The sequence below is a fragment of the Pseudoduganella chitinolytica genome (assembly GCF_029028125.1).
GTDB classification, from domain to species: domain Bacteria; phylum Pseudomonadota; class Gammaproteobacteria; order Burkholderiales; family Burkholderiaceae_D; genus Rugamonas; species Rugamonas chitinolytica.
This window is the reverse complement of the sequence record NZ_CP119083.1, coordinates 2632844-2655976: the sequence shown is the minus strand read 5'-3', so window position 1 is coordinate 2655976 and position 23133 is coordinate 2632844. Positions and strand designations below refer to the sequence as shown.

At 68.6% G+C, this 23133-nt stretch carries 21 protein-coding genes; 12 read left to right on the top strand and 9 right to left on the bottom strand.

Features of this window, described 5'->3' with window-relative positions; translation table 11 throughout:
- Window positions 1-129 precede the first annotated feature (129 nt).
- Both purU and PX653_RS11700 read left to right on the top strand, forming a co-directional pair.
- Window positions 130-999, top strand: a complete 870-nt coding sequence (gene purU, locus PX653_RS11705) for a formyltetrahydrofolate deformylase (protein WP_277418047.1) — start codon at window positions 130-132, stop codon at window positions 997-999.
- Window positions 1000-1012: 13 nt separating this feature from the next.
- Window positions 1013-1555: a YaeQ family protein gene (locus PX653_RS11700; RefSeq protein WP_277418046.1), complete on the top strand. Its 543-nt coding sequence runs from the start codon at window positions 1013-1015 to the stop codon at window positions 1553-1555.
- On the opposite strand, the gene PX653_RS11695 is transcribed toward PX653_RS11700, so the two are convergent.
- Window positions 1552-2670, bottom strand: a complete 1119-nt coding sequence (locus PX653_RS11695) for a serine hydrolase domain-containing protein (RefSeq protein ID WP_277418045.1) — start codon at window positions 2668-2670, stop codon at window positions 1552-1554. The genes PX653_RS11700 and PX653_RS11695 overlap by 4 nt on opposite strands.
- Window positions 2671-2771: 101 nt before the next feature.
- Here PX653_RS11695 and PX653_RS11690 point away from each other — a divergent pair, with 101 nt between their 5' ends.
- Genes PX653_RS11690 through PX653_RS11680 form a run of 3 tightly spaced genes read left to right on the top strand, consistent with a single transcriptional unit; the run spans window position 2772 to window position 5976 of the window.
- Window positions 2772-3203 carry a DUF2946 domain-containing protein gene (locus PX653_RS11690; protein ID WP_277418044.1) on the top strand — a complete coding sequence of 144 codons (432 nt, stop codon included), beginning with the start codon at window positions 2772-2774 and terminating at the stop codon, window positions 3201-3203.
- Window positions 3204-3242: 39 nt separating this feature from the next.
- Window positions 3243-3695 (top strand): copper chaperone PCu(A)C, encoded by a 453-nt coding sequence (locus tag PX653_RS11685; RefSeq protein ID WP_277418043.1) that lies wholly within the window; start codon window positions 3243-3245, stop codon window positions 3693-3695.
- A gap of 10 nt (window positions 3696-3705) precedes the next feature.
- On the top strand, window positions 3706-5976 hold the full coding sequence (locus PX653_RS11680; protein WP_277418042.1) for a TonB-dependent receptor: 2271 nt from the start codon (window positions 3706-3708) through the stop codon (window positions 5974-5976).
- Between the two features lie 93 nt (window positions 5977-6069).
- Here PX653_RS11680 and PX653_RS11675 read toward each other — a convergent pair whose 3' ends face one another.
- Complete coding sequence (locus tag PX653_RS11675) at window positions 6070-6828, bottom strand: head GIN domain-containing protein (protein ID WP_277418041.1); 759 nt, start codon at window positions 6826-6828, stop codon at window positions 6070-6072.
- Between the two features lie 189 nt (window positions 6829-7017).
- On the opposite strand from PX653_RS11675, the gene PX653_RS11670 reads away from it, so the two are divergent.
- A complete protein-coding gene (locus PX653_RS11670) occupies window positions 7018-7653 on the top strand; it encodes a class I SAM-dependent rRNA methyltransferase (protein WP_277418040.1) in 636 nt (211 codons plus the stop codon).
- A 139-nt stretch (window positions 7654-7792) separates the two neighbouring features.
- Here PX653_RS11670 and PX653_RS11665 read toward each other — a convergent pair whose 3' ends face one another.
- The 4 genes from PX653_RS11665 to PX653_RS11650 form a co-directional block, all read right to left on the bottom strand.
- Window positions 7793-9076, bottom strand: a complete 1284-nt coding sequence (locus tag PX653_RS11665; RefSeq protein ID WP_277418039.1) for a cytochrome c — start codon at window positions 9074-9076, stop codon at window positions 7793-7795.
- Window positions 9073-9795, bottom strand: coding sequence for a c-type cytochrome (locus tag PX653_RS11660; RefSeq protein WP_277418038.1), 723 nt, complete (start codon window positions 9793-9795; stop codon window positions 9073-9075). Before PX653_RS11660 ends, PX653_RS11665 begins: the two co-directional genes overlap by 4 nt.
- Before the next feature lie 63 nt (window positions 9796-9858).
- The gene (locus tag PX653_RS11655) at window positions 9859-10533 is read right to left on the bottom strand and encodes a 3'-5' exonuclease (protein WP_277418037.1); all 675 of its coding nucleotides are present in this window, start codon (window positions 10531-10533) and stop codon (window positions 9859-9861) included.
- Entirely contained in the window at window positions 10533-11084 is a 552-nt protein-coding gene (locus PX653_RS11650; protein ID WP_277418036.1) for a ProQ/FINO family protein, read from the bottom strand. Before PX653_RS11650 ends, PX653_RS11655 begins: the two co-directional genes overlap by 1 nt.
- Before the next feature lie 659 nt (window positions 11085-11743).
- Between PX653_RS11650 and rpoD the strand changes: the two genes are divergently transcribed.
- The gene (rpoD, locus tag PX653_RS11645) at window positions 11744-14071 is read left to right on the top strand and encodes an RNA polymerase sigma factor RpoD (RefSeq protein WP_443094349.1); all 2328 of its coding nucleotides are present in this window, start codon (window positions 11744-11746) and stop codon (window positions 14069-14071) included.
- Between the two features lie 131 nt (window positions 14072-14202).
- Entirely contained in the window at window positions 14203-15183 is a 981-nt protein-coding gene (locus PX653_RS11640; protein ID WP_277418034.1) for a 2-dehydropantoate 2-reductase, read from the top strand.
- Window positions 15184-15186: 3 nt separating this feature from the next.
- Here PX653_RS11640 and PX653_RS11635 read toward each other — a convergent pair whose 3' ends face one another.
- Window positions 15187-15561: a zinc ribbon domain-containing protein YjdM gene (locus tag PX653_RS11635; RefSeq protein ID WP_277418033.1), complete on the bottom strand. Its 375-nt coding sequence runs from the start codon at window positions 15559-15561 to the stop codon at window positions 15187-15189.
- Here PX653_RS11635 and PX653_RS11630 point away from each other — a divergent pair.
- A complete protein-coding gene (locus PX653_RS11630; RefSeq protein WP_277418032.1) occupies window positions 15560-16249 on the top strand; it encodes a GNAT family N-acetyltransferase in 690 nt (229 codons plus the stop codon). The two genes, PX653_RS11635 and PX653_RS11630, sit on opposite strands and share 2 nt — an antisense overlap.
- A 128-nt stretch (window positions 16250-16377) precedes the next feature.
- Here the strand turns inward: PX653_RS11630 and PX653_RS11625 are convergent, their stop codons facing one another.
- The gene (locus PX653_RS11625; RefSeq protein WP_277418031.1) at window positions 16378-17010 is read right to left on the bottom strand and encodes a head GIN domain-containing protein; all 633 of its coding nucleotides are present in this window, start codon (window positions 17008-17010) and stop codon (window positions 16378-16380) included.
- 135 nt (window positions 17011-17145) lie between these two features.
- Window positions 17146-19998 carry a phosphoenolpyruvate carboxylase gene (ppc, locus tag PX653_RS11620; RefSeq protein ID WP_277418030.1) on the bottom strand — a complete coding sequence of 951 codons (2853 nt, stop codon included), beginning with the start codon at window positions 19996-19998 and terminating at the stop codon, window positions 17146-17148.
- Between the two features lie 228 nt (window positions 19999-20226).
- Between ppc and hemC the strand changes: the two genes are divergently transcribed.
- From hemC to PX653_RS11605, 3 genes are all read left to right on the top strand, one after another.
- Complete coding sequence (gene hemC / locus PX653_RS11615) at window positions 20227-21192, top strand: hydroxymethylbilane synthase (RefSeq protein WP_277418029.1); 966 nt, start codon at window positions 20227-20229, stop codon at window positions 21190-21192.
- Between the two features lie 2 nt (window positions 21193-21194).
- On the top strand, window positions 21195-21965 hold the full coding sequence (locus PX653_RS11610; RefSeq protein ID WP_277418028.1) for a uroporphyrinogen-III synthase: 771 nt from the start codon (window positions 21195-21197) through the stop codon (window positions 21963-21965).
- 145 nt (window positions 21966-22110) lie between these two features.
- Window positions 22111-23133, top strand: a complete 1023-nt coding sequence (locus PX653_RS11605; RefSeq protein ID WP_277418027.1) for a uroporphyrinogen-III C-methyltransferase — start codon at window positions 22111-22113, stop codon at window positions 23131-23133.

Here is a 23133-nt window from a genome sequence, read left to right as displayed (position 1 = left end):
TCCAGTATAGAAGTATTGCCATCGGAGGGGCGCGCCGCTCGGGCGGCGCCCCGGCCTTTTTCGCCACCCGGACCGTTCGTGCGACAATACTGTCCCTTATTGATGACCTGACAAGAACTGAGCACGGCCATGACGCATCCCGAATACATCCTGACGCTTTCCTGCCCCGACCAGCGCGGTATCGTGCACCGGGTATCCGGCTTCCTGGCCGAGCACGGTTGCAACATCCTCGACTCCGCCCAGTTCGGCGACCAGGAGACGCAGCGCTTCTTCATGCGCGTGCATTTCGCGGCCGAGGACGCGGGTGTCGGCGATGCCGCGCTGCGCACCGAGTTCGCGCAACTGGCCGACACGCTGCGCCTCGAGTGGAACCTGCACGACGCCCACGCCAAGCCGCGCGTGCTGCTGATGGTGTCGAAGATCGGCCACTGCCTGAACGACCTGTTGTTCCGCTACAAGAGCGGCCTGCTGCCGGTGGAGATCCCCGCCATCGTGTCGAACCACATGGACTTCTACCAGCTCGCGGCCAGCTACAACATCCCGTTCCACCACCTGCCGCTGGCCACCGGCGCGCCGGAGGCGGCCAAGCTGGCGCAGGAAGCACGCATCGTCGACCTGATGAACACGCACCAGATCGACCTCGTCGTGCTGGCGCGCTACATGCAGATCCTGTCGCCCGACCTGTGCGCGCGCCTGAAGGGCAAGGCCATCAATATCCACCATTCGTTCCTGCCCAGCTTCAAGGGCGCGCGCCCGTATGCGCAGGCGCACAAGCGCGGCGTGAAGCTGATCGGCGCCACCGCGCACTTCGTCACGGGCGACCTGGACGAAGGCCCGATCATCGAGCAGGACGTCGAGCGCGTCGACCATGCGATGGACGCGGAGACGCTGTCGGCCATCGGCCGCGACGTCGAATGCGTCGTGCTGGCGCGCGCCGTCAAGTGGTTCGTCGAACACCGCATCCTGCAAAACGGCGACCGCACCGTCATCTTCAAATAACGATTCAGACTCAATGGCACTCAAGGCAACGATCTACAAGGCGGAACTGTCCATCGCGGACATGGACCGCAATTACTACGGCACCCACACGCTGACGCTGGCGCGCCATCCGTCCGAGACGGACGAACGCATGATGGTGCGGCTGCTGGCCTTCGCCATCCACGCCAACGACTCGCTGGCCTTCACCAAGGGCATGTTCGACGTCGAGGAACCGGACCTGTGGGACAAGGACCTGACCGACGCGATCCAGCTGTGGATCGAGGTGGGCCAGCCGGAAGAGCGCCGCATCCTGAAGGGTTGCGGGCGCTCCGAGCACGTCATCGTCTACTGCTACAGCACGGCCAGCCCGATCTGGTGGAAGAATATCGCGAACAAGGTCGAACGGGCCAAGAACCTGTCCGTCGTCAACCTGCCGGCCGAGGCCACCGAGGCGCTGGCGAAGATGGCGCAGCGCACGATGCAGCTGCAGTGCACGATCCAGGACGGCCAGATCTGGCTGACCGACGGCGTCGAGACCGTGCAGGTCGAGCGCGAAACCTGGAAGAGCGAGCGCTAGACTCCTCCGAAGGCCCGGTACAGCGCATTGCGCAGGTCGCGCGGGAACGTGCCGGACATGCCCTCGAACGACGTGTTGGTCATGCTGACAACGGCGAAGTCGCGCACCGGGTCGTAGCACCAGTAGTGGCCGTAGGCGCCGCCCCACTGGATCGTGCCCGGCTGCTGCGGCGTGTGCGTGGGGCCCGGGTCGCCCAGCACGGCGCCCAGGTAGCCGAAGCCCCAGCCGGCGCCTTGCGTGGCCGCGCCCGTGCCGGTGCGGTCCACGCGGGCGACGTCGAGGATGTCGCGGTGGCTGTCCCGCAGGGCCAGCACGAAACGCAGGAAGTCGGGCGCGCTGCCGGCCATGCCGGCGCCGCCGGACGGGTACGAGTCGGGATCGAAGATGCGGCGCGGCGCGAAGCGGGCGATGCCCACGCCGGAGCGCGTTGCCGCGTCCTCTTCCATCGGCCGCGGTTGCGGCTTGTCGTTCAGGTAGTGCACCACCAGCCGGTCCCGGTCGGCCACGCGAAAGCCCGTGTCGGCCATGCCCAGCGGGCCCGTCACGTATTGTTCCACCAGCGCCGGCAGGCCTTTGCCGCTGGCCACTTCCAGCACGCCGCCCAGCACGTCCATCGCCACCGAATAGCGCCAGCTGCTGCCGGGCGCGAACGCCAGCGGCACGGCCGCGATGCGGGCCAGGTTCTCGGCCAGCGACAGGCCCGGCTGGTCCAGTCCGGACGACACGCCGGCGCGCCGGTAGGGCCCGTCCTCCGTCTCGATGAACGCGTACGACAGCCCCGCCGTGTGGGTCAGCAGGTGGTGCAGCGTGATGTCGGGCACCGAGCCGTCGGGCAGGGCGGGGCGGAACGCCGGCAGCCAGTGCGCCACCGTGTCGTGCAGCTGCAGGAAGCCCTGGTCGATCAGGCGCAGCGCGGTGGCTGCGACCAGCGGCTTGGTCATCGACGCATACAGGAACAGCGCATCAAGCGTCATGGCCCGCCCGCCGTCGCGGTCTGCCCAGCCGGCAGTGCGCCGGTAGACGATCTCGCCGCCGCGCGCGGCCAGCACGACGGCGCCCACGATCTTGTGACGCTCGATGGCGCGGTCGATGACGATATCCGGATGGTCGGGCATGATAAGTCCTTTCGCTGAACCCGGCATCTTACCGCCTGCCCAGGCATTTTGCAGCAGGGAGCCGCGCGACACGCCGGCGGCGCAGGACTATAATCGCTGCCATGAAATCCCGCGCCCGCCGCCTGCTGCATGTCTGGATCGCCTGTTGCGCGATCCTGCTGAACGCGCTCGCGCCCGCCGTCTCCCATGCGCTGGCGCTGGCGGATGGCCGCCATGCCGGCCCGGCCTGGGAAATCTGCCGCAACGACGGCACCCGCCTGACGGGTCACGGCGTGCTGGACGAAGCCACGTTCCTGGCGCTGACGGACCGCCGCCGGCCGGCCCCGCCGCCAGGCGACGATGCCGCCGCGCCGATGACCGATTGCGGCTACTGCCTGGCCCATGCCGGCGCGTTGGGCCTGCCGCCCGCCGCGGCGTTGCCGCTGCCGTTCGCCGCCATGCCGGCCGCGCGGCCCTTCCTGTTCTACCACGCTCCCCGTCCGCTGGAGACCTGGGTGGCCGCGCATCCGCGCGGGCCGCCCGTTGACGCCTGATCTGTGTCCACGCTTTTCCACACATTTTCGGAGTCAACCATGAAGTCCATTTCCGTATTGCTCGCGGCCGTGCTGGCCGCTGCCGCCATCCCCGCCATCGCCCAGGTCACCGTGACCGAGCCGTGGGCCCGTGCCACCGTACCCGCCGCGAAATCGTCCGGCGCGTTCATGCGCCTGCAGTCGAAGCAGGACGCGCGCCTGGTCGGCGTGCGCAGTCCCGTGGCCGACATGGCCGAACTGCACCGCATGTCGATGGAGAACAACCGCATGTCGATGGCGCCCGTCGCGGCCATCGACCTCCCGGCCGGGAAGACCGTCGAACTGGCGTCCGGCGGCTACCACGTCATGCTGATGGGACTGAAGCGCCAGTTGAAGGAAGGCGAGAGCATTCCCGTCACGCTCGTGATCGAGTCGAAGGACAGCAAGCGCACGGATGTCGAGGTACAGGTGCCCGTGCGCCCGCTGACCTACAGTCCGCACGCCGGTCACTGACGGAGGTCCCATGCAAACGGATTACAAGTTTGCCGCCGCGGCGGCAAGGGCGGCGCTCGGCCTGACGTTCCTGGCGGTGGCGCCAGCGGGGGCCCAGGTGTTGAACGTCGTGCTGGTCAACGGCGGCCGGCCCACGTCGCTGCCGGCGCAGATCCCCACCACGATCGAGGGCATCACGGCGCAGCAGATCGAGGAGCGCATCAATGCCACCGACAGCGAGGATGCGCTGAAGTACCTGCCCAGCCTGAACGTGCGCAAGCGCTTCGCGGGCGACTACGACCATGCGGTACTGGCCAGCCGCGCTTCCGGCACGGGCAACAGCGCCCGCTCGCTGGTCTACGCGGATGGCATCCTGCTGTCCAACCTGCTGGGCAACGGCGCCACCTACACGCCGCGCTGGGGCATGGTGACGCCGGAGGAGATCGAGCGGGTGGACGTGCTGTACGGCCCGTTCTCGGCCGCGTACCCCGGCAACGCCGTGGGCGCGGTGGTCGACTACCAGACGCGCATGCCGCGCAAGCTGGAAGGGCACGTGCGGGTGAGCGGCTTCACGCAGCGGTTCAAGCAGTACGCCACGCGCGCCGACTACCGCGGCGCCCAGGGCAGCGCATCGCTGGGCGACCGCGCCGGCGCCTTCGCCTGGTGGGTGGACGTGTCGCGCCTGGACAGCGACGGCCAGCCGATCGGCTTCGCCAACAAGCCGCTCTCGGCCGGCACCGCGGCCGGCCCTGGCCCGGCCACGCCGGTCACGGGCGCGGTGGCGGACCGCAATCCGTCCGGGCGCGACTGGCTGATCCTGGGCGCGACCAACCAGGTGCGCACGGTGCAGGACCACGCCAAGGTCAAGCTGGCATACGACGTGTCGCCGGTACTGCGCGCCAGCTACACGCTGGGCTGGTGGCACAACGATGCCGAGCGGCGCAGCACGTCCTACCTGCGCGATGTGGCTGGCAATACCGTCACGAGCGGCACCATCGATGTGGACGGGCGGCGCTACCAACTGCTGCCGTCGGACTTCGCCCCCGCGCGCGGCGAGCTGGAACACGTGATGCACGGGCTGTCGCTGAAGCGCCATGCGAAAGATGTCTTCGACTGGGAGCTCGCCTACAGCCGCTACGACTACCGCAAGGACCGCGCGCGCACGGCCACCGATTTCGTCGCCGGACCGGATGCCAGGGGCGCCGGCAACGTCACGGACATGCACGGCAGCGGCTGGAACACGGTGGCGCTGAAGGGGACGTGGCGGCCCAACGCCGCGCACGTCGTCGACCTGGGCGTGCAGCGCGATGCGGCGCGGCTGCGCACGCGCGTCGTCAACAGCGCCGACTGGATCCGCGGCACGACGGGGCGGCCGGTGTCGACGTTCAATGGCCAGACTCGCCTGGAAGCCATGTATGGGCAGGACACCTGGCGCATCGACGACGCCTGGAAAGCCACGCTGGGTGCGCGGCTGGAACGCTGGCGCGCGTTCGGCGGCGAGATGTCGGCGGCCGGCGGCGGCCTGGTGCCGTTTGGTGCGCGCAGCGAGACGAGCTGGTCGCCCAAGGCGGCGCTGGCCTGGCGTGCCAGCGACGAGTGGACGCTCAAGGCATCGGCCGGCCGCGCCGTGCGCAACCCGACGGCCGCCGAGCTGTTCCAGGGCTCCATCGTCGACGAACGCATCGTCAACACGGACCCGAACCTGCGCGCGGAGCGCTCGTGGACGGGCGAGCTGACGGCCGAGCGAATCACGGGCAGCGGCAGCCTGCGTGCCACGCTGTTCCATGAGACGACGCGCGATGCGCTGTATTCGCAGCCGCTGACGGCCACCGTCAACACGGTGCAGAACGTGGGCCGGGTGCGCACCAACGGGCTGGAACTGGCGCAGCAGGCCGATGACCTGTGGCTGCGCGGGCTCTCGTTCAACAGCAGCCTGACGTATGCGGACTCGCGCATCGTGGCGAACGACGCCTTGCCGGCGTCGGTGGGCAAGCGCCAGCCGCGCGTGCCGCGCTGGCGCGCCACCGCGCTGGCCTCGTACCGCTTCGGCGAGCGCTGGACCGGCACCCTGGGCGCGCGCTACAGCGGGCGCCAGTACGGCACGCTGGACAACAGCGACCCGAACGGGCAGACCTACATGGGCGTATCGGACTACCTGGTGGCGGACCTGCGGCTGCGCTACCGCTTCGACGCGCACTGGAGCGGTGCGCTGGGGATCGACAACCTGGGCGGCGAGAAGTACTGGGCGTTCCACCCGTACACGCAGCGGACGGTGGTGGCCGAACTGAAGTTCGACCTTTGACGGCAGGGTAACCCTCGGCGTGCCGAAAAGGGCAGGCCCGCAACGGCGCAAGCGCTGCTGCGCGACCTGGAAAAGGGGGAAATCAGTCCGGCATCAGCGCGCGTCGCCGGCGCGGCGCACGGTGCCCGAGCCGGCAATCGAGCGGCTCACTTGCGGGTCGCCGTAATACGATACGGTGCCGGACCCGGCCACGCTGGCCGCCAGTGACTGGCGCGCCGTCACTGTCGCGTGACCGGAACCGGCCACGTCGGCTTCGACCTGGCGCGCCGCCAGGCGCGCAGCGTCGGCGTTGCCGGAGCCGGCCACCGACACCTCCAGCGTTTCGGCGTTGCCGGCGGCGCGCAGGTTGCCGCTGCCGGCCAGGTCGATCGATACGGCTTTCACTTCAATGGCGGTGGCGTCGATCGTGCCCGAGCCGGCCAGTTCCAGCGCCAGCCTGGCGCCACGCAGCTTGTCGGCGACGATGCTGCCGGAACCGGCCACGCCCAGGCTGTCGATCTCGCGTGCCGGTACGACGACCTTCAGGCGGCGCGTGTCGAGCTGCAGCTTCTTCTTCGTCGCGCGGATGTGCAGCACGCCGTTCTCGACGACCGTCTCGACCAGCGGCAGCACGTTGTCGTCCGCCTCGATGGTGATCGGGCCATCGCTGCCCGTGCGCACTTCCACGTTGCCGGCCAGCGCCAGCTCGACGCCATGGAAGCGGCCCACCTGGCGCGTCTCGTTGACGACCTTGCCGCTGCCCTGCACCTTGTCGCCGCCGATCAGCCAGCCCAGTGGCGACGCCTGCGGCGCCGCCAGCGGCACTAGCAGGGCGATGGCGGCGATCAGGCGGCGGGAAAGGGTCGTGGTCATGGCGGGCTCCGGTGCGATATGTCGATGGCTGTATCGTAGGACGGCACGGCGCGGCGCGCATGTGCCGTGCGACGGATTGCGCGCAACGTGGGACAGAATGCACTGTGGCGGCGCAGGCTGCGGCAGCCCCGCCACGGCGCCGCCTGCCGGTATTGCTGTAAGATGCGCGTCCCGTTACGAAAGTCACCCATGCTGATCATTACCATCAAACAGGGCAAGGAAAAAAGCCTGCTGTCCGGCGACCCCTGGATCTACCCGTCCGCGATCGACAAGGTCGACGGCAAGCCGCAGGAGCGCAATCGCCCCGGCGCGACCGCCATCGTGCAGTCGTCGGCGCGCCAGTTCCTGGCCCGCGCGGCCTACAACGCCAAGTCGCAGATCGCCGCGCGCGTATGGACGTTGCGCGAGGACGAGCCGGTGGACCATGCGATGATGAAGCGGCGCGTGCAGGCCGCCGTCGCCGCGCGTGCCGCCGCGCTCCGTGACGCCGACCCGCAGGCGCTGGTGCAATTGGTCGACGGCGAGAAGGACGGCTTGCCGGGCCTCGTCGTGCACAGCTACGGCGGGACGGCCGGCTACCTGGTCTGCCAGTTCAATGCCGGCGGCGTCGACCTGTGGAAGGTGCCGGTCGTGCAGGCGCTGCTGGCCGCGACAGGCTGCCCGAATGTCTACGAGCGCTGCGATCCGCTGCTGCGCAAGGGTGAGGGCCTGCTGGTCAAGCCGGGCGCGCTGGCCGGCGACGAGCCGCCGCAGCGGCTGCCGGTGCGCGATGGCAAGCGGGTGGTGGCGATGGATATCCGTACCGGGTTCGCGTACCCGAAATAACGCCGTGGCAGCTGGGGTTTGTCCCCGCAGGGACAGACCCGGAAGCTCGACCGGGCCGCCGGGGCGCATGCAAACTTCAGGGTCAGTCCCCGCAAGGGGACAGACCCTGGGCGGATCGGCCCACCAGGGGGCTTCCCCACTATTCCAGCGGCACCGACCGGTAACGGTTCACGTCCGCACTCGTCACCGGCGCCGCATTGTTGCCCCACGCGCTGCGCAGGTACGACACCACCTGCGCCACCTCCACGTCGTTCAACGCATGGCTGAACGGCGGCATGCCGTACGGGCGCGGATTGCCGCGCGTGCCGGGCGGGAAGCCGCCGTTCAGCACCAGCCGGATCGGGTTGGCCGCGTCCTGCATCGTCAGCGCGCGGTTGCCGGCCAGTGGCGGATAGGCCGGCGGCGCGCCGCGGCCATCCGCGCCATGGCATTCCGCGCAGTGCTTGTCGTACAGCCGCGCGCCCGCCTGCAGGAACGCCACCGCCTGCGGCGCGTTCGAGCGTTCGTACGGCGGCGCCGAGTCGCCCGTGCGCGGCAGCGACTTCAGGTACAGGGCCATTGCCTGCACATCGGCGGCGGACAAGTGCTGCAGGCTCTCGCGCACCACCTCGGCCATCGGCCCGAACACCGTGGCGCGCGGCGATACGCCCGTGTGCAGCAGTTGCGCGATGTCGCCCACGGCCCAGTCGCCCAGGCCCGCTTCCGCGTCCGACGTCAGCGCCGGCGCATACCAGCCCAGCACGGGCACGAGGCCGCCGGACAGTTCGCCGCCGCTGCCGCCCAGCGCATCGCGCGCGCTGTGGCATGCGCTGCAGTGGCCCAGGCCCTGCACCAGGTAGGCGCCACGGTTCCACTCGGCCGTCCTGGCCGGTTCCGGACGGAACGCCGCGGGACGGAAGTACAGCGCACGCCACGCTGCCAGTGCGACCTGGCTGTCGTACGGGAAGCGCAGCCGGTGCGGCGCGTTCGGCTGGCGTACCGGCGGGATGGTCTTGAAGTAGGCATACAGCGCATCCGAGTCGTCGCGCGTGACCAGCGTGTAGTTCGGGTAGGGGAAGGCGGGGTACAGCAGGCGGCCGTCGCGCGAGCGGCCGTTGTGCAGCGCGTGCCAGAAATCGTCCGCGCTCCACGCACCGATCCCCGTCGCCACGTCCGGCGTGATGTTGGGCGAGATGACGGCGCCGAACGGCGTCTGCAACGCCCGTCCGCCCGCATACTGCGCGCCGCCGCGCACCGTGTGGCAGGCCATGCAGTCGCCCGCGCGCGCCAGGTAGGCGCCACGTGCGACCTTGTCCGCCAGGGGCAGCGCCTGCGATGCCGCGCTGGGCGGCGGTCCCGCGTCATGACGGGGCCACAGCAGGCCCGCCAGGAGCGCCAGCAGCAGGGCGCCGACGGCCAATGTGAGCTTGGAACCTCGTCTCATGGCCGGCCGCCTTGCGCCGGCACGCCGCCGCAGGCCAGCGGCAGCGGCGCGGGCAGCGCGGTGGCGGGGCGGGCCGCGTCGTCCACCGGCTGGCTGGCCAGCCATGCCGACACGGCGGCCACGTCCTCCTCGGCCAGGCGGGCGGCGACGGTGGCCATGCAGTCGGGGGACTGGGCGCGTCGCACCTGGTTGCGCCAGGCGCCGAACTGCGCGTTGACATAGTCGCGCGGCAGGCCGACCAGGCCCGGGATGGCCGGTGCCACGCCCGTCAGCGCCTGGCCGTGACAGGCCACGCAGGCCGGCACCTTGCGGGCCGGGTCGCCGCGCAGCACCAGCGTGCGGCCCCGTTCGAGCTGGGCGGGCGTGGCGTTGACGGGCGGCTGCGGCAGGTGGGGCGGGTGCTGGTTGGCGAACCAGCTTGCGATCTCGCGCAGGTATGGGTCGGGCAGCTGGTCCACCATGTACGTCATCATCGGGAACTGGCGCCGGCCGTCGCGGAAGTTGCGCAGCTGGTTGTACAGGTAGCCCTCCGGCTTGCCGGCGATGCGGGGGAAGAAGGCGTCGTTGCGCGCGGGCGCCTGGTGACAGGCCAGGCAGGGCGCGAGACGCTGCTGCAGCGTGTCCGGCACCGGTGGCGCGGCGCCGGTGCGCGGCGCGAAGAGGAGGGCGGCCACCAGCAGTGGCAGGGACGACAACGGCAAACGATTCGCACCGGGCATGACGACTCCAGTCGGGAACAGCGTTGCGGGTATTACCTCTGTGCTACTGCGTCGCTACTACTCTTATGTCTGCACCGCGGCAGCCCTGGGCCGGCGCGGCGCCTTCGGTGCGCGCGGCGGGGGCAGCACGTTGCCCAGTGCCAGCCAGTGGCGGCAGATGCGCAGCGCCACCTGGGCGTCGTCGGCAGCGTACAGGATCTGCTTGTCCGTCAGCCGCGGCGCAGCCCAGTTGGTGGTCGAGACCTTCTTCGATTTGTGCAGGGCCTGGCCGAAGAACTTGGCGACGGCGCTTTTGGCGCCCAGGTCGTGCCGCTGGCCGGGCGTGCGCAGCGCCACGGCCAGGTCCACCACGCGTACGGGTTCGATGCCCAGCTTGGCGCGCACCCGGCGCATGTCGTCGGACAGGCCGAAGCCCACCTTCAGCGTGCCCTCGGCCTGCAGGATGGCCTGCAGCGCCGGCTGCACGGCCGACCAGTCGGCGCCGATGGGGAACAGCCAGGCGGCAGCGTCGGTGGCGAACTGCACGAGGTGCGGCCCATCCGAGTTCTGGCCCTTGACGAACGTGGGTTTGGATTCCGTGTCGAAGCCGATGATGTCGGCCGCGAGCAGCGCCTGCTGCGCCGCTTGCGCCTGGGCCGCCGTGTGCACGAGGTGCACGGCGGACAGGGCGATACCATGATAGGGCGGCAATGGCGGCAGGTCCTCGCTCGCCACGGCGGTATGGGCCAGCGCGGTCATCAACCCTTGCGGGAGAATTTCGCGGTCAGCTGTTCCAGTTTTTCCTGGCGCCGGCGGCCCGCTTCCTCGGCGGCGGCGGCTTCCCGCTCGGCCTTCTTGCGTTCGGCTTCCTTGCGGAAGCGTTCCTGCAGTGTGTCCTTGGCGTGCTTGCGGTGCACGTCGGTGACTTCGGCGCCCGTGCTGCCGTCCAGGTTGTAGCGGACCGTCGCCTTTTCCATCGTGCGCAGGTAGCGTTGCGAACCCGTGTGGATACCCAGCGCCGCGCGCATCAGCTTGCGGTCGACGCCCGGCATGGACGCCAGGATCTGCTTGTCGATGCCGATCGACAGCGGCAGGCAGTCGCGGAACGGCACGAACTGCTGCTGCAACTGCTTGAGCAGTGCGCGGGCGCTGGTGGCGCCGGCCGGGGCCGCGGCCGCGGTTGCCGTGGTACCTTCGGCAGCGGCTGCCGTGGTGCCTTCGGCGGCATCGGGTTGCGTCGACTGGTCGGACGCGGGGTTTTCCATGTCGGCGGTGGTCTCGGCAGACTGGGCGGTAAGGCTAGTGTTCATCGACTTCAAAGGTTAAGCAAGAGGCGCCAGCATACCACGCGGGCGCCTCGCGCGCGTTGCATTTTCCCCCATCATGGCATTTTTGCCAGGGCCGCGTGCCGCCGAAGTTGAAGTGGTCTCATGTGAAACACTCGTGAAACCGTGTATAATGACCGACGCACCAGAGTGATGGCGGTGCGGATTCAGTTTGGCAGAGTTTTTTGCATAGAGTTTTGCGCGGTCCCCCGCACGGGGTTTTCCGCATGCGGACGGATGGTCCGCCACTGCGCCGACATCGGCCGGGCATGTGCCCGCTCTTCTATTTGCTCTGAATCGTGACTGTTCCGGATTGAAGCCGCGTACCGGTATCGTGCCTGACATGATACCCCGGCGCGGCGCCCAAGCCCCAAGTTCATCGCTTGCGGGCTTTTTTCATTCCGGATGATCCCCAACTACGTACCAACGGGGCCGCATGTCGCGGCCGCGATGGATTGTTCACTTGCGCCGTGCCCTTCCCAAGGCAGGGCACAGAGAGATATTTGATGACGACGAAAACGCCGAAAACCTTAACGCTGTCCGCCAAAAAACCGCGCACCGAAGCGGCTCCGCTGGCTGTCCCTAAGACGACCTTATCTTATGTGATCGACAATGCGCAAGAGGCTGCCGGCAAAGTGACCGTCGTGAAGAAGACCCCGCGCGCGCGCCTCGTGGCCGTGCCGGGCGCCGAAGCCGTACCTGCCGCGCCTGCCGTCGAGGCGCAGGCCGCCGCCATGGCGGACGTGGCATCGGCCACCGTCGAAGCCACTCCGGGCACGCCCAAGGCACCGGTGGTGCGCGTGCGCAAGGCCAAGCTGGACAAGTCCGCCACCGCGGCCGCTGGCGATCCGGCACTGCCGCCAACGGCGCCCGCCGCCGTCAGCCAGGTGACCGACGCCGCCACGCTGGCGTCGATCGACACCTCTGGCTACCTGCTGCCTTCCGTGAAGGTACCGGGCCGCCGCGGCCGCAAGCCGAGCGAATTCACGCCCGAGAACGATGAAGTGGCGGCGCTCAATGCCGTCGAGCGCGCCGAACTGAAGGCCGCCTCGAAAGCGCGCGAGCGCAAGGCCAAGGGCCTGGACGCGCTGGGCAGCGAAGCGGGCATGTCGCAGGAAGACCTGGAAAAGCGCCGCCAGCAGTTCAAGAACCTGATCAACATGGGCAAGGAGCGCGGCTTCCTGACCTATGCGGAGATCAACGACCAGCTGCCGGAAAACATCGTCGATCCGGAAGCGATCGAAGGCATCATCGCCACGTTCAACGACATGGGCATCGCCGTCTACGAGCGCGCGCCCGACGCGGAAAGCCTGCTGCTGTCCGACAGCGTGGCCACGGCCGCCAGCGACGACGAAGTGGAAGCGGCCGCCGCGACGGCGCTGTCCACCGTCGATTCCGACTTCGGCCGCACGACCGACCCGGTCCGCATGTACATGCGCGAGATGGGCGCCGTGGCGCTGTTGACGCGTGAAGGCGAGATCGAGATCGCCAAGCGCATCGAGGAAGGCCTGCGCGACATGATCCAGGCGATCTCCGCGTGCCCGACCACGATCGGCGAGATCGTGGCCCTGGCCGAGAAGATCGAAAGCGACGAGATGAAGGTCGACGACGTCGTCGACGGCTTCGTCGATCCGGAAGAGACCTCGGCGCCGGTGGCGCCGGCCCGCGCCGTCGCCAGCGACGACGACGAGGATGAAGAGCTGGAAGAGGAAGAGGAAGTCGATGGCGACGCCAATGGCGGCGCGGCCGGCTTCTCGACCGAACAGCTGGCGCAGCTGAAGTCGGACGCGCTGGAGCGCTTCGCCGTCATCTCGGCGCAGTACGACAAGATGCGCAAGGCCGGCTACGGCAGCGCCGCCTACCAGAAGGCCCAGGGCATCATCTCGGCCGAGCTGCTGTCGATCCGCTTCACGGCCAAGGTCGTGGAAAAGCTGTGCGACACGCTGCGCGGCCAGATGGAGCAGGTGCGTTCGATCGAGCGCGCCGTGCTGGAGCTGTGCGTGAACCGCTGCGGCATGCCGCGCGCGCACTTCATCAAGGTCTTCCCGGGCAACGAGTGCAACCTGGAGTGGGTCGACGGCGAAGTGGACGCGGGCCACCCGTACAGCATCGTCCTGGGCCGCAATGTCCCCGCCATCAAGGAACTGCAGAACAAGATGATCGACCTGCAGGAACGCGTGGCGCTGCCGCTGGCCGACCTGCGCAAGATCAACAAGCAGATGGCTGCCGGCGAGAAGCGCGCCCGTCACGCCAAGCGCGAAATGACGGTGGCCAACCTGCGCCTGGTGATCTCGATCGCGAAGAAGTACATCAACCGCGGCCTGCAGTTCCTCGACTTGATCCAGGAAGGCAATATCGGCCTGTTGAAGGCGGTGGACAAGTTCGAATACCGCCGCGGCTACAAGTTCTCCACGTACGCCACGTGGTGGATCCGCCAGGCCATCACGCGTTCGATCGCCGACATGGCGCGCACGATCCGCGTGCCGGTGCACATGATCGAGACGATCAACAAGATGAACCGCATCAGCCGCCAGATCATGCAGGAGACGGGCAGCGAACCGGACATGGCGACCCTGGCCGTCAAGATGGAGATGCCCGAATCGAAGGTGCGCGAGATCATGAAGATCGCCAAGGAGCCGATTTCGATGGAAACGCCGATGGGCGAGGACGGCGATTCGCAGCTGGGCGACTTCATCGAGGACAACACCACCCTGGCCCCGCTGGACGCGGCGCTGCACGCGTCGATGCGCAACGTGATCAAGGAGGTGCTGGACTCGCTGACGCCGCGCGAAGCCAAGGTGCTGCGCATGCGCTACGGCGTCGAGATGTCGAACGACCACACGCTGGAAGAAGTGGGCAAGCAGTTCGACGTGACGCGCGAGCGGATCCGCCAGATCGAAGCCAAGGCGATGAGCAAGCTGCGCCAGCCGTCCCGTTCGGACAAGCTGAAGACCTTCCTGACCCAGAACTGATCCTGCAGCACCGATCATTCCGCACCGGGCCAAAACCCGGGACAGACCCCTGTTTTGAGGAATCTTTCTTCAAAACCAGGGTCTGTCCCGGGTTTTTTTTGCGTTATCATTTCCGCCATATTGGAGGAAAGATGAAAGCATGTATCGTGGGCGCGGGCGCCATCGGCGGATTCATCGGCACGCGGCTGGCGGCCAGCGGCATTGCCACCAGTGCGCTGGCGCGCGGCGCCACCTTGGCGGCGCTGCGTGAGCATGGCTGGCGCCTGAACGAAGGTGGTGTGCTGCTGCAGGCGCCGGCCATTGCGGCGCAGGATGCGGCGGAGCTGGGCGTGCAGGACCTCGTCGTCATCGCCGTCAAGGGCCCGGCGCTGCCGGCCGTGGCGCAGGCCATCGGGCCGCTGCTGGGCGAGCACACGGTGGTGCTGCCGGCCATGAACGGGGTGCCGTGGTGGTTTGCCGAGGGACCGGGCGCGGTGCCTGGCGGGCCTTTGGCGAGCGTCGATCCGGGTGGGCGCATCGCCGCCGCGATCCCGGCCGTGCTGGTGCTGGGCTGCGTCGTGCATGCGTCGACGTCCACGCCCGAGCCTGGCCTCGTACATCACAAGATGGGCCATGGCCTGATCGTCGGCGAGCCCGATGGCGGCGAGTCGGCGCGCGCCCGCGGCGTGGTGGCGGTGCTGGCCGATGCCGGCTTCAACGTCACGCTGTCGGCGCGTATCCGCTACGACATCTGGTACAAGCTGTGGGGGAACATGACGATCAACCCCGTCTCGGCGATCACGGGCGCGACGGCGGACCGGCTGCTGGACGACCCGCTGGTGGCAGCGTTCTGCCTGGCCGCGATGCGCGAGGCGGCGGCGATCGGCGCACGGATCGGTTGCGCCATCGACGAGACGCCGGAAGACCGCCAGCTGGTGACGAGGAAACTGGGCGCGTTCCGCACGTCGATGCTGCAGGACGTGGAGGCGGGCCGGCCCATCGAACTGGACAGCATCGTCGGCGCGGCGCGCGAGATCGGCCAGCGGGTCGGCCTGGCCACGCCGAACATCGATGCGCTGCTGGGCCTCACGCGCCTGTTCGCCCGCACGCGCGGGTTGTATCCGGACGCGTAGGCCTCAGACCTTGCGCACGAATTCCGACTTCAGGCTCATGGCACCGAAGCCGTCGATCTTGCAGTCGATGTCGTGGTCGCCGTCCACCAGGCGGATGTTCTTCACCTTGGTGCCCTGCTTGATGACGCCGCCGGAGCCCCTGGGCTTGAGGTCCTTGATGACGGTGACGGTGTCGCCGTCCTGCAGCACGTTGCCGGCCGCGTCGCGGTACACCCGCGCCGCGTCAGGTGCCGCCTCGGCCCCGGCCGACCACTCGTGCGCGCACTCGGGGCAGACCAGGCCGGCGCCGTCCTCGTACGAGAATTCGGAACCGCATTGCGGGCAGGGGGCAGGGTGCTCATGATGAAACCTTGGGAAAAACCGGAAAGTATACTGCATGGTCGACTCGTCTCCTGAAGCCGCCGCGCCCGACAATCCAGTCTGGACCGCACTCGCCGGCAGCCAGCGCCACCTGGCCCATGCGCTGGGAGACATGCTGCGCTTCCCCGCGGACGTGGCGCCGTTCTGCGCCGTGCCGGAAGAGGGCACGTTCGTGCCGTCCACCGACCTGGAATACCTGACGGAAGACGCCTATTTCCTGGGCGCGCTGCCCACGGTGCCAGCCGGGTGGGAGCTGCGCGAGTTGTCGACTGTGACGCAGATGGTGTACACCGGCGCTCCCGTCGCGGCACCGCCCGCGGCCGGCGTGACGGTGCTCGACGCGCTCGACCCGGCCATGCAGGAACTCACGGCGCTGGCGTTCCCCGGCTACTTCCGCGCCCGCACCGGCATCATGGGCCGCTATGTCGGCATCCGCGACGGCGACCAGCTGGTGGCACTGGCGGGCGAGCGGATGGATTTTGGCTCTTCGCGCGAAGTCTCGGCCGTCTGCACGCATCCGGACCATGCGGGACAGGGGTATGCGCGGCTGCTGATACAGCATGTCATGCATGGCATGCAGGAGCAGGGCGTGACGCCGATGCTGCACGTCGGCAGCGGCAATGCGCGGGCGATCGCGCTGTATGAGGCGCTGGGGTTCGTGCGGGTGCGGCAGCTGCGGCATGCGCGGCTTCAGACCCGCGGATAACTGCCGCAGGCAATCTTGCACCCAACAGCAAGGGCCGGGGTCAGACCCACCGGGTCTGACCCCGGATGTCGGTCTTGGGGTGCGGGAGGTGCCAGCAGCCGGCCATCGTCCTCACCCGGTCAAGCGGCTCAGTCGCCGGCCTTGATGCCGCCGAGGCCCGAAGCGGACTTGTTCAGCACCTTCGGGTGGCCGTAGTACACCACGTTGCCCAGGCCGCGCACGACGGCATTGAGCGTCTGGCTGGCGTGCACCGACACTTCGCCGATGCCCTCGAAGTTGACGTCCGACCGTTCGGCCTGCAGGGCTTTCGTGTCGACGTGGCCCACGCCCTGCGCCTTCAGGCGCAGCCATTTGGTCCTGCCCTTGGCAGTCAGCTCGCCGGCGCCCTGGAATTGCAGGTCGATGCGTTCCTCGTTGATCCCGTCGATGGCGACGTCGCCGGCCCCTTCGACCATGCACTTGACGAGATTCGGCATCGTCACGACGATCTTGCCGGTGTCGGACGTCTTGTTGGCCTTGCCCGGATAGTCGATCAGCAGTTCGCCATCCCTGACGGTGGTGCGCAGCTTGCCGATGAATTCGTCGTTACCGCTGACCTTGACCGACTGCGCCTTGCCCGCGTGGATCTCGATGTCGATCGGACCCTTGATGGCGATGGCGCGGAACGCGGCCAGCGTGCGGTTGTCGTCGGCCGCGTGGGCGGCAGGGAGGCCGGAGGCGAGCAGGGCAGCGGCGGAAAATGCGGCGAACAGACGAACCATCGGATTACCTTTTGTCCATGTTGATAATTGGGCAGCAATGCCAGGGCAGCATGATTCTACGTCGCTGCGCCGCTGGGTGGACGAAAAAAAAGCGGACCCGCAGGTCCGCTTCAACATCGATACAACAACGGTTCATCAGCCCGTATTGCGCAACCCGGCCGCCACCCCATTGATCGACAAATGGATCCCCCGATGCACGCGCGGGTCCGCCTTGTCCGGCTGGGCCGACAGTGCGCGGTGGCGCTTGATCAGCTCGACCTGCAAGTGGTTCAGCGGGTCCAGGTAAGCGAAGCGGTTGGTGATCGAGCGCGCCAGCAGCGGATTGCCGACCAGGCGTTCGGACGTGCCCGTGATCGTCTCCAGGCATTCGAGCGTGTGGCGGTACTCGTCGCAGATGCGGCGGAAGATGCGCTCGCGCAGTTCTTCGTCCGCCACCAGCTCGGCGTAGCGCGACGCGATCGCCAGGTCGGTTTTCGCCAGCACCATGTCCATGTTCGACAAGAGCGTGGCGAAGAACGGCCAGTGCGCGTGCATGTCGCGCAGTTGGGCGATCCGCTCCGAGCGGTCGCCCGCGGCGATCCACTGGCCGATGGCGCTGCCGAAGCCGAACCAGCCCGGCAGCAGCAGGCGACACTGGCCCCACGAGAAGCCCCACGGAATCGCGCGCAGGTCCTCGATGCGCTTGGTCGACTTGCGCGAGGCCGGGCGCGAGCCCAGGTTCAGCTCCGCGATCTCGGCGATCGGCGTGGCGGCAAAGAAGTAGTCGGTGAAGCCGGGCGTTTCGTACACCAGGTTGCGGTAGGCCTTGTATGCCAGGTCGGAGATCTCCGCCATCACGGCTTCGAAGCCTGCCAGCTGTTCCTTCTGCGCCGCTTCGGCCGGCGGCGGCAGCAGGCTGGCCTCCAGGGTGGCGGCGACCAGCAGCTCCAGGTTGCGCCGGCCGATCTCCGCGTTGGAGAACTTCGACGCGATGATCTCGCCCTGTTCGGTCAGGCGGATCTGGCCGTTGACGGTGCCTTTCGGCTGCGCCAGGACGGCCTCGTAGCTCGGGCCGCCGCCACGACCGACCGTGCCGCCGCGGCCATGGAACAGGCGCAGCTTGACGCCGGCCTTGCCGAACACGTCGATCAACGCGATCTCGGCCTTGTACAGCTCCCAGTTCGACGTCAGGAAGCCGCCGTCCTTGTTCGAGTCCGAGTAGCCCAGCATGACTTCCTGGATGCGGCCCTGGCGCTCGATCAGTTGCTGCACCAGCGGCAGCGCCATCACCTCGGCCATGATGCCGGCCGCGCGTTGCAGGTCGGGGATCGTCTCGAACAGCGGGATCACCATCAGGTCGGCCGTGGCATTGCCGTCGGCGTCCTGGCGCAGCAGCCCCGTTTCCTGCTGCAGCACCAGCACTTCCAGCAGGTCCGACACCGTTTCCGTGTGCGAGATGATGTAGTTGCGGATGGCGCGCGCGCCGTAGCGCTGGCGGATCTCGCGGGCGGCGCGGAAGATCGACAGTTCCGATTGCGTCTCCGGCGTGTACTCGATGTAGGGCGAATACAGCAGGCGCGGTTGCGCCAGTTCGGCCAGCAGCAGCTTGACTTTCGCATCCTCGTCCAGGCTCGCGTAGGCGGGTTCGCCGCCGGCCCGGGCGAACAGCTCGGCCAGCACGCGCTCGTGCACGTCGGACGACTGGCGCATGTCCAGCGACGCCAGGTGGAAGCCGAATACGTCGGCCGCGCGTTTCAACGTCGTCAGGCGCGGACGCGCCAGCATGCCGCCGTGGTTGGCGTCCAGCGAATCGACCAGCACCTGCAGGTCGGTCGAGAACGCGGCCGCGTCGTCGTACGGCTCCGCATGGCCCACTTCCTTGCGCAGGATGTTGGCCGCGCCCAGCGCGCGCGCCGTGGCGGCCAGGCGGGCGTAGATGCCGATCAGCGCGCGGCGGTAGGGCTCGTCGGCGCGGTGGTCGGACTGGTCCGGCGAAGCGTCCGCCAGTGCCTGCAGCGCGGGGCTGCAGCCGACCATCAGCGTGGAGACCGACAGGTCGGCGCCCAGCGCATGCGCCTCGTCCAGGTAGAAGTCGATGATCGTCGTTGCGTGGCGCGTCAGCGCGTGCTGCATGGTGCCCGCGTTGACGTTCGGGTTGCCGTCGCGGTCGCCGCCGATCCAGCTGCCCATCTGCAGGTACGGCGCCGGGATCTGCGACGGTTTCTCATGGCCGTACTGGGCCGCGATGTCTTCCTCGATGTCGTCGTACAGGCCCGGCACCTCGCGCAGGAACGTGATGCGGTAGTAGGACAGGGCGTTTTCGATCTCGTCGGCCACCGTCAGCTTGGTGTAGCGCAGCATGCGCGTCTGCCACAAGGTGGCGATGCGCACGCGCAGCATGTGCAGGTTGGCGGCGCGCTCGCGCGGGGTCAGGGGCAGGTCGCGTTCGGCCAGCAGGCGGGCGATGTCGTGCTCCGCGTCCAGGATCGACTTGCGCTGCACCTCGGTCGGGTGGGCCGTCAAGACGGGGGAGATCAGCGCGTCGTGGAAGAAGCCGTCCACCGTTTCCTTGTCCACGCCCGCATCCTTCAGCTTGGCCAGCGCGTAGCCGATGCTGCCGCGCTGGGCCTTCGAGCCGGCCAGCAGGTGGGCGCGGCGGCGGCGGATGTGGTGCTGGTCCTCGGCGATATTGGCCAGGTGCGAGAAGTAGGAGAACGCGCGCACGACGGTGATGGTTTGCTCGCGCGTCAGGATCTTCAGCATGCCGTCCAGTTCCTTGGCCGCGCCCGCGTCGGCCTCGCGGCGGAAGCGCACGGCCGTCTGGCGGATCGTCTCGACGACGGCGAAGACTTCCTCGCCTTCCTGTTCGCGCAGCACGTCGCCCAGCAGGCGGCCCAGCAGGCGGATGTCTTCCTTCAGCGGCGCGTCCTTGTCGTCGGCCGGGGTGCCGCCTTGTTCGATCGTTGATTCCGGGAGTTGTTCGTCTGTCGCACTAGCAAAATTTACCATAGTTGTTTCAGCAATGATGATGGGTGGCGGTGCAAAGGCTTTTGGCCCACAGGCTGCAGGAAAGCGCATGCTAAAATTTGTGGTCTTGAAGCATGCACGGGTAACTGGCAAACGCCGGTTGGCGTCGGCAACAGCGAAACTCGGTTTGATGCTTGGTTCTACTACTCAGTTTGTAACTCGTTGGTACCTCAGTTGGAAAGTCCCGTTTTGAATACATCGGAAAACGCAGTGCAAATCCCTTCCAGACTGGTGATCGCGTCGCGCGAAAGCCGGCTGGCCATGTGGCAGGCCGAACACGTCCGCGCGCGCTTGCAATTATTATATCCGCAGTGCGCCGTCGAGATTCTCGGCATGACGACGCGGGGCGACCAGATCCTCGACCGCAGCCTGTCCAAGGTCGGCGGCAAGGGCCTGTTCGTCAAGGAGCTGGAAGTGGCGATGGCCGACGGCCGCGCCGACCTGGCCGTGCATTCGCTCAAGGACGTGCCGATGGACTTGCCGGAAGGCTTCGCGCTGGCCGCCGTACTGGAACGCGAGGACCCGCGCGATGCCTTCGTGTCGAACGATTTCGGCGCGCTGGACGCGCTGCCCGCCGGCGCCGTGGTCGGCACCAGCAGCCTGCGCCGCCAGTCGCTGATCGCCGCGCGCTATCCGCACCTGGTCGTCAAGCCGCTGCGCGGCAACCTGGACACCCGCCTGGGCAAGCTCGATCGGGGCGACTACGCGGCCATCATCCTGGCGGCCGCCGGCCTGAAACGCCTCGGCCTGGAAAGCCGCATCCGCGCGCTGCTGGAGCCGGCCGTCAGCCTGCCGGCGGCGGGGCAGGGCGCAATGGCGATCGAGATCGCCCATACGGACACGCCGCGGGCCGACGGCGTCGACCTGCTGGCGCTGCTGGCGCCCCTGAACGACGTCGCCACCAGCCAGGCCGTGACGGCCGAGCGGCGCGTGTCGAAGGTGTTCGGCGGCAGCTGCCAGGTGCCGCTGGCGGCCTATGCGACGATCACGGAAGGCACGATGCACCTGCGCGCGATGGTCGCCACGCCGGACGGCAAGCGCATTGCCAGCGCCGAAGTACAGGGGCCCGCCGTGGATGCCACCCAGCTGGGCGACCAGGTGGCCGACAAGCTGCGCGCGCAGGATGCGCTGGCCATTCTCGCGGAGGCGAAAGCGGCCGCCGACGGCGCCGCCTGAGGATGCCGGGCGCCGTCGTCATCACCCGGCCGCTGGCCCAGGCACTGCCGCTGGCCGAACAGGTGCGCGCCATCGGCCGCGCCGCCGAGGTGCTGCCGCTGCTGGAGATCGTGCCGCTGGCCGACCAGCCGGCGCTGGCCGCCGCCCTGGCGCGGCTGCAGGACTACGCCCTGGTCGCCTTCGTGTCGCCCAATGCCATCGATGCCGCGTTTGCCCATATCGCCGCGTGGCCGCCCGGTGTCACGCTGGCCGTGCTGGGCGAGGGCAGCCGCGCCGCGCTGGCCGCGCACGGCATCACGCCGGCCGATGTCGCCATCGTCAGCCCGGCGGACACCGCCAACAGCGATTCCGAACACCTGCTGCAAACGCTCGACCTGGCGGCGCTGCGGGGCCGCCGCGTGCTGATCGTGCGCGGCGAGTCCGGCCGCGAGCTGATGGCCGACGGCCTGCGCGCGGCCGGGGCCCACGTCACGACGATCGCCGCCTACCGCCGCAGCGTGCCCGCGCTGACGCCGGCGCTGGCCGACCGGCTGGCGCGGCTGCTGGCCGTTCCCAACGACTGGGTGATCACGAGTTCGGAAGCCCTGCGCGGCCTGCTGCAACTGCTGGCGGCCGTGCCGGGCGATGACCTTGTTGCAAAGATGCAACAACAGCAACTGATCGTGCCGCACGCCCGCATCGCCGCAACGGCGCATGAACTGGGCCTTACACGCGTAACGCTGACAGGATCCGGCGACGAGCGCCTGCTCGCCGCGTTACAATCTACGCCATGAACGAATTACCTACTGTTTCTCATCCCGCCGAGCCGGGTTCGCCGGCCAGCGGCGCCGCCAGCCCGCCGGTCGCGCCCCCGTCAGTCCGCCACCGCCACCGCTGCCGCCCACCGGCGCGCCGCTGGGCACGGTGCTGAAGCGTCCGATGACGATCGCCGTCATCGCGCTGTCCGTTCTGCTGGCCGCGCAGGCGATCAGCACGAGCCGCCAGATCCGCCATCTGCGCGAAGAGATGGCGAGCCGCCTGCAGAAAAGCGACGCGACCACGACGGAGGCGGCGCAACTGGTGCGCGCCACGCAGGAAGCGACGAAGGAGCTGCAAGTGAAGGTGGGCGTGCTGGAAGGCCGGCAGCAGGAGGCCCAGGCGCAGCAGCTCGCCCTGGAGCAGCTGTACAACGACATGTCGAAGAACCGCGACGAGTGGGCGCTGGCCGAGATCGAGCAGGTGCTGTCAACCGCCAGCCAGCAGCTGCAACTGGCCGGTAACGTGCCGGGCGCGCTGATCGCATTGCAGAACGCGGACCGCAGCCTGTCCCGTTCCGACAAGCCCCAGTTCATCACGATCCGCCGCGCCATCGCGCGCGATACGGAGAAGCTGAAAGGGCTGCCGTCGGTGGATTCGGTCGGCCTGGCCGTCCGCCTGGACAACGTGATCGCACAGGTCGACGCGCTGCCGATGCTGGCCGATGCGAAGCCGACGCTGCCGGCGGCGCCGCGGAAGGCGGCCGCCGGTCGCAAGGGGGCGCGCGAGGAAGCGCCGGCACCCGTTGAACCGGTGCAGGACACGTGGCTGACGCGCGTGCACGGCGTCTGGAGCGGCTGGACGGGCGAGATGTGGACCGACGTGCGCCAGCTGCTGCGCGTGCGCACGGTGGAGCATCCGGAAGCGATGATGCTGGCGCCGGAGCACGCCTATTTCCTGCGCGAGAACCTCAAGCTGCGCCTGCTGAACGCGCGCATGGCCCTGCTGTCGCGCAACGAGGCCGCGTTCCGCGCCGACCTGCTGGCCGCGCAGGAATCGCTGGTGCGCTACTTCGACACGCGCGCCGCGCAGACGCAACGGGTACAGGCGCTGCTGCGCCAGGTACAAGGCAGCAACCTCGCCATCGAGATGCCGACCCTGGCCGACAGCCTGAACGCCGTGCGCAACTACAAAGCGAAGCCCTGA

Coding starts and splice junctions, on each gene's coding strand:
- purU (WP_277418047.1), top strand. CDS start 130: ATGACGCATCCCGAATACATCCTGACGCTTTCCTGCCCCGACCAGCGC.
- PX653_RS11700 (WP_277418046.1), top strand. CDS start 1,013: ATGGCACTCAAGGCAACGATCTACAAGGCGGAACTGTCCATCGCGGAC.
- PX653_RS11695 (WP_277418045.1), bottom strand. CDS start 2,670: ATGCCCGACCATCCGGATATCGTCATCGACCGCGCCATCGAGCGTCAC.
- PX653_RS11690 (WP_277418044.1), top strand. CDS start 2,772: ATGAAATCCCGCGCCCGCCGCCTGCTGCATGTCTGGATCGCCTGTTGC.
- PX653_RS11685 (WP_277418043.1), top strand. CDS start 3,243: ATGAAGTCCATTTCCGTATTGCTCGCGGCCGTGCTGGCCGCTGCCGCC.
- PX653_RS11680 (WP_277418042.1), top strand. CDS start 3,706: ATGCAAACGGATTACAAGTTTGCCGCCGCGGCGGCAAGGGCGGCGCTC.
- PX653_RS11675 (WP_277418041.1), bottom strand. CDS start 6,828: ATGACCACGACCCTTTCCCGCCGCCTGATCGCCGCCATCGCCCTGCTA.
- PX653_RS11670 (WP_277418040.1), top strand. CDS start 7,018: ATGCTGATCATTACCATCAAACAGGGCAAGGAAAAAAGCCTGCTGTCC.
- PX653_RS11665 (WP_277418039.1), bottom strand. CDS start 9,076: ATGAGACGAGGTTCCAAGCTCACATTGGCCGTCGGCGCCCTGCTGCTG.
- PX653_RS11660 (WP_277418038.1), bottom strand. CDS start 9,795: ATGCCCGGTGCGAATCGTTTGCCGTTGTCGTCCCTGCCACTGCTGGTG.
- PX653_RS11655 (WP_277418037.1), bottom strand. CDS start 10,533: ATGACCGCGCTGGCCCATACCGCCGTGGCGAGCGAGGACCTGCCGCCA.
- PX653_RS11650 (WP_277418036.1), bottom strand. CDS start 11,084: ATGAACACTAGCCTTACCGCCCAGTCTGCCGAGACCACCGCCGACATG.
- PX653_RS11640 (WP_277418034.1), top strand. CDS start 14,203: ATGAAAGCATGTATCGTGGGCGCGGGCGCCATCGGCGGATTCATCGGC.
- PX653_RS11630 (WP_277418032.1), top strand. CDS start 15,560: ATGGTCGACTCGTCTCCTGAAGCCGCCGCGCCCGACAATCCAGTCTGG.
- PX653_RS11635 (WP_277418033.1), bottom strand. CDS start 15,561: ATGCAGTATACTTTCCGGTTTTTCCCAAGGTTTCATCATGAGCACCCT.
- PX653_RS11625 (WP_277418031.1), bottom strand. CDS start 17,010: ATGGTTCGTCTGTTCGCCGCATTTTCCGCCGCTGCCCTGCTCGCCTCC.
- ppc (WP_277418030.1), bottom strand. CDS start 19,998: ATGGTAAATTTTGCTAGTGCGACAGACGAACAACTCCCGGAATCAACG.
- PX653_RS11610 (WP_277418028.1), top strand. CDS start 21,195: ATGCCGGGCGCCGTCGTCATCACCCGGCCGCTGGCCCAGGCACTGCCG.
- PX653_RS11605 (WP_277418027.1), top strand. CDS start 22,111: ATGACGATCGCCGTCATCGCGCTGTCCGTTCTGCTGGCCGCGCAGGCG.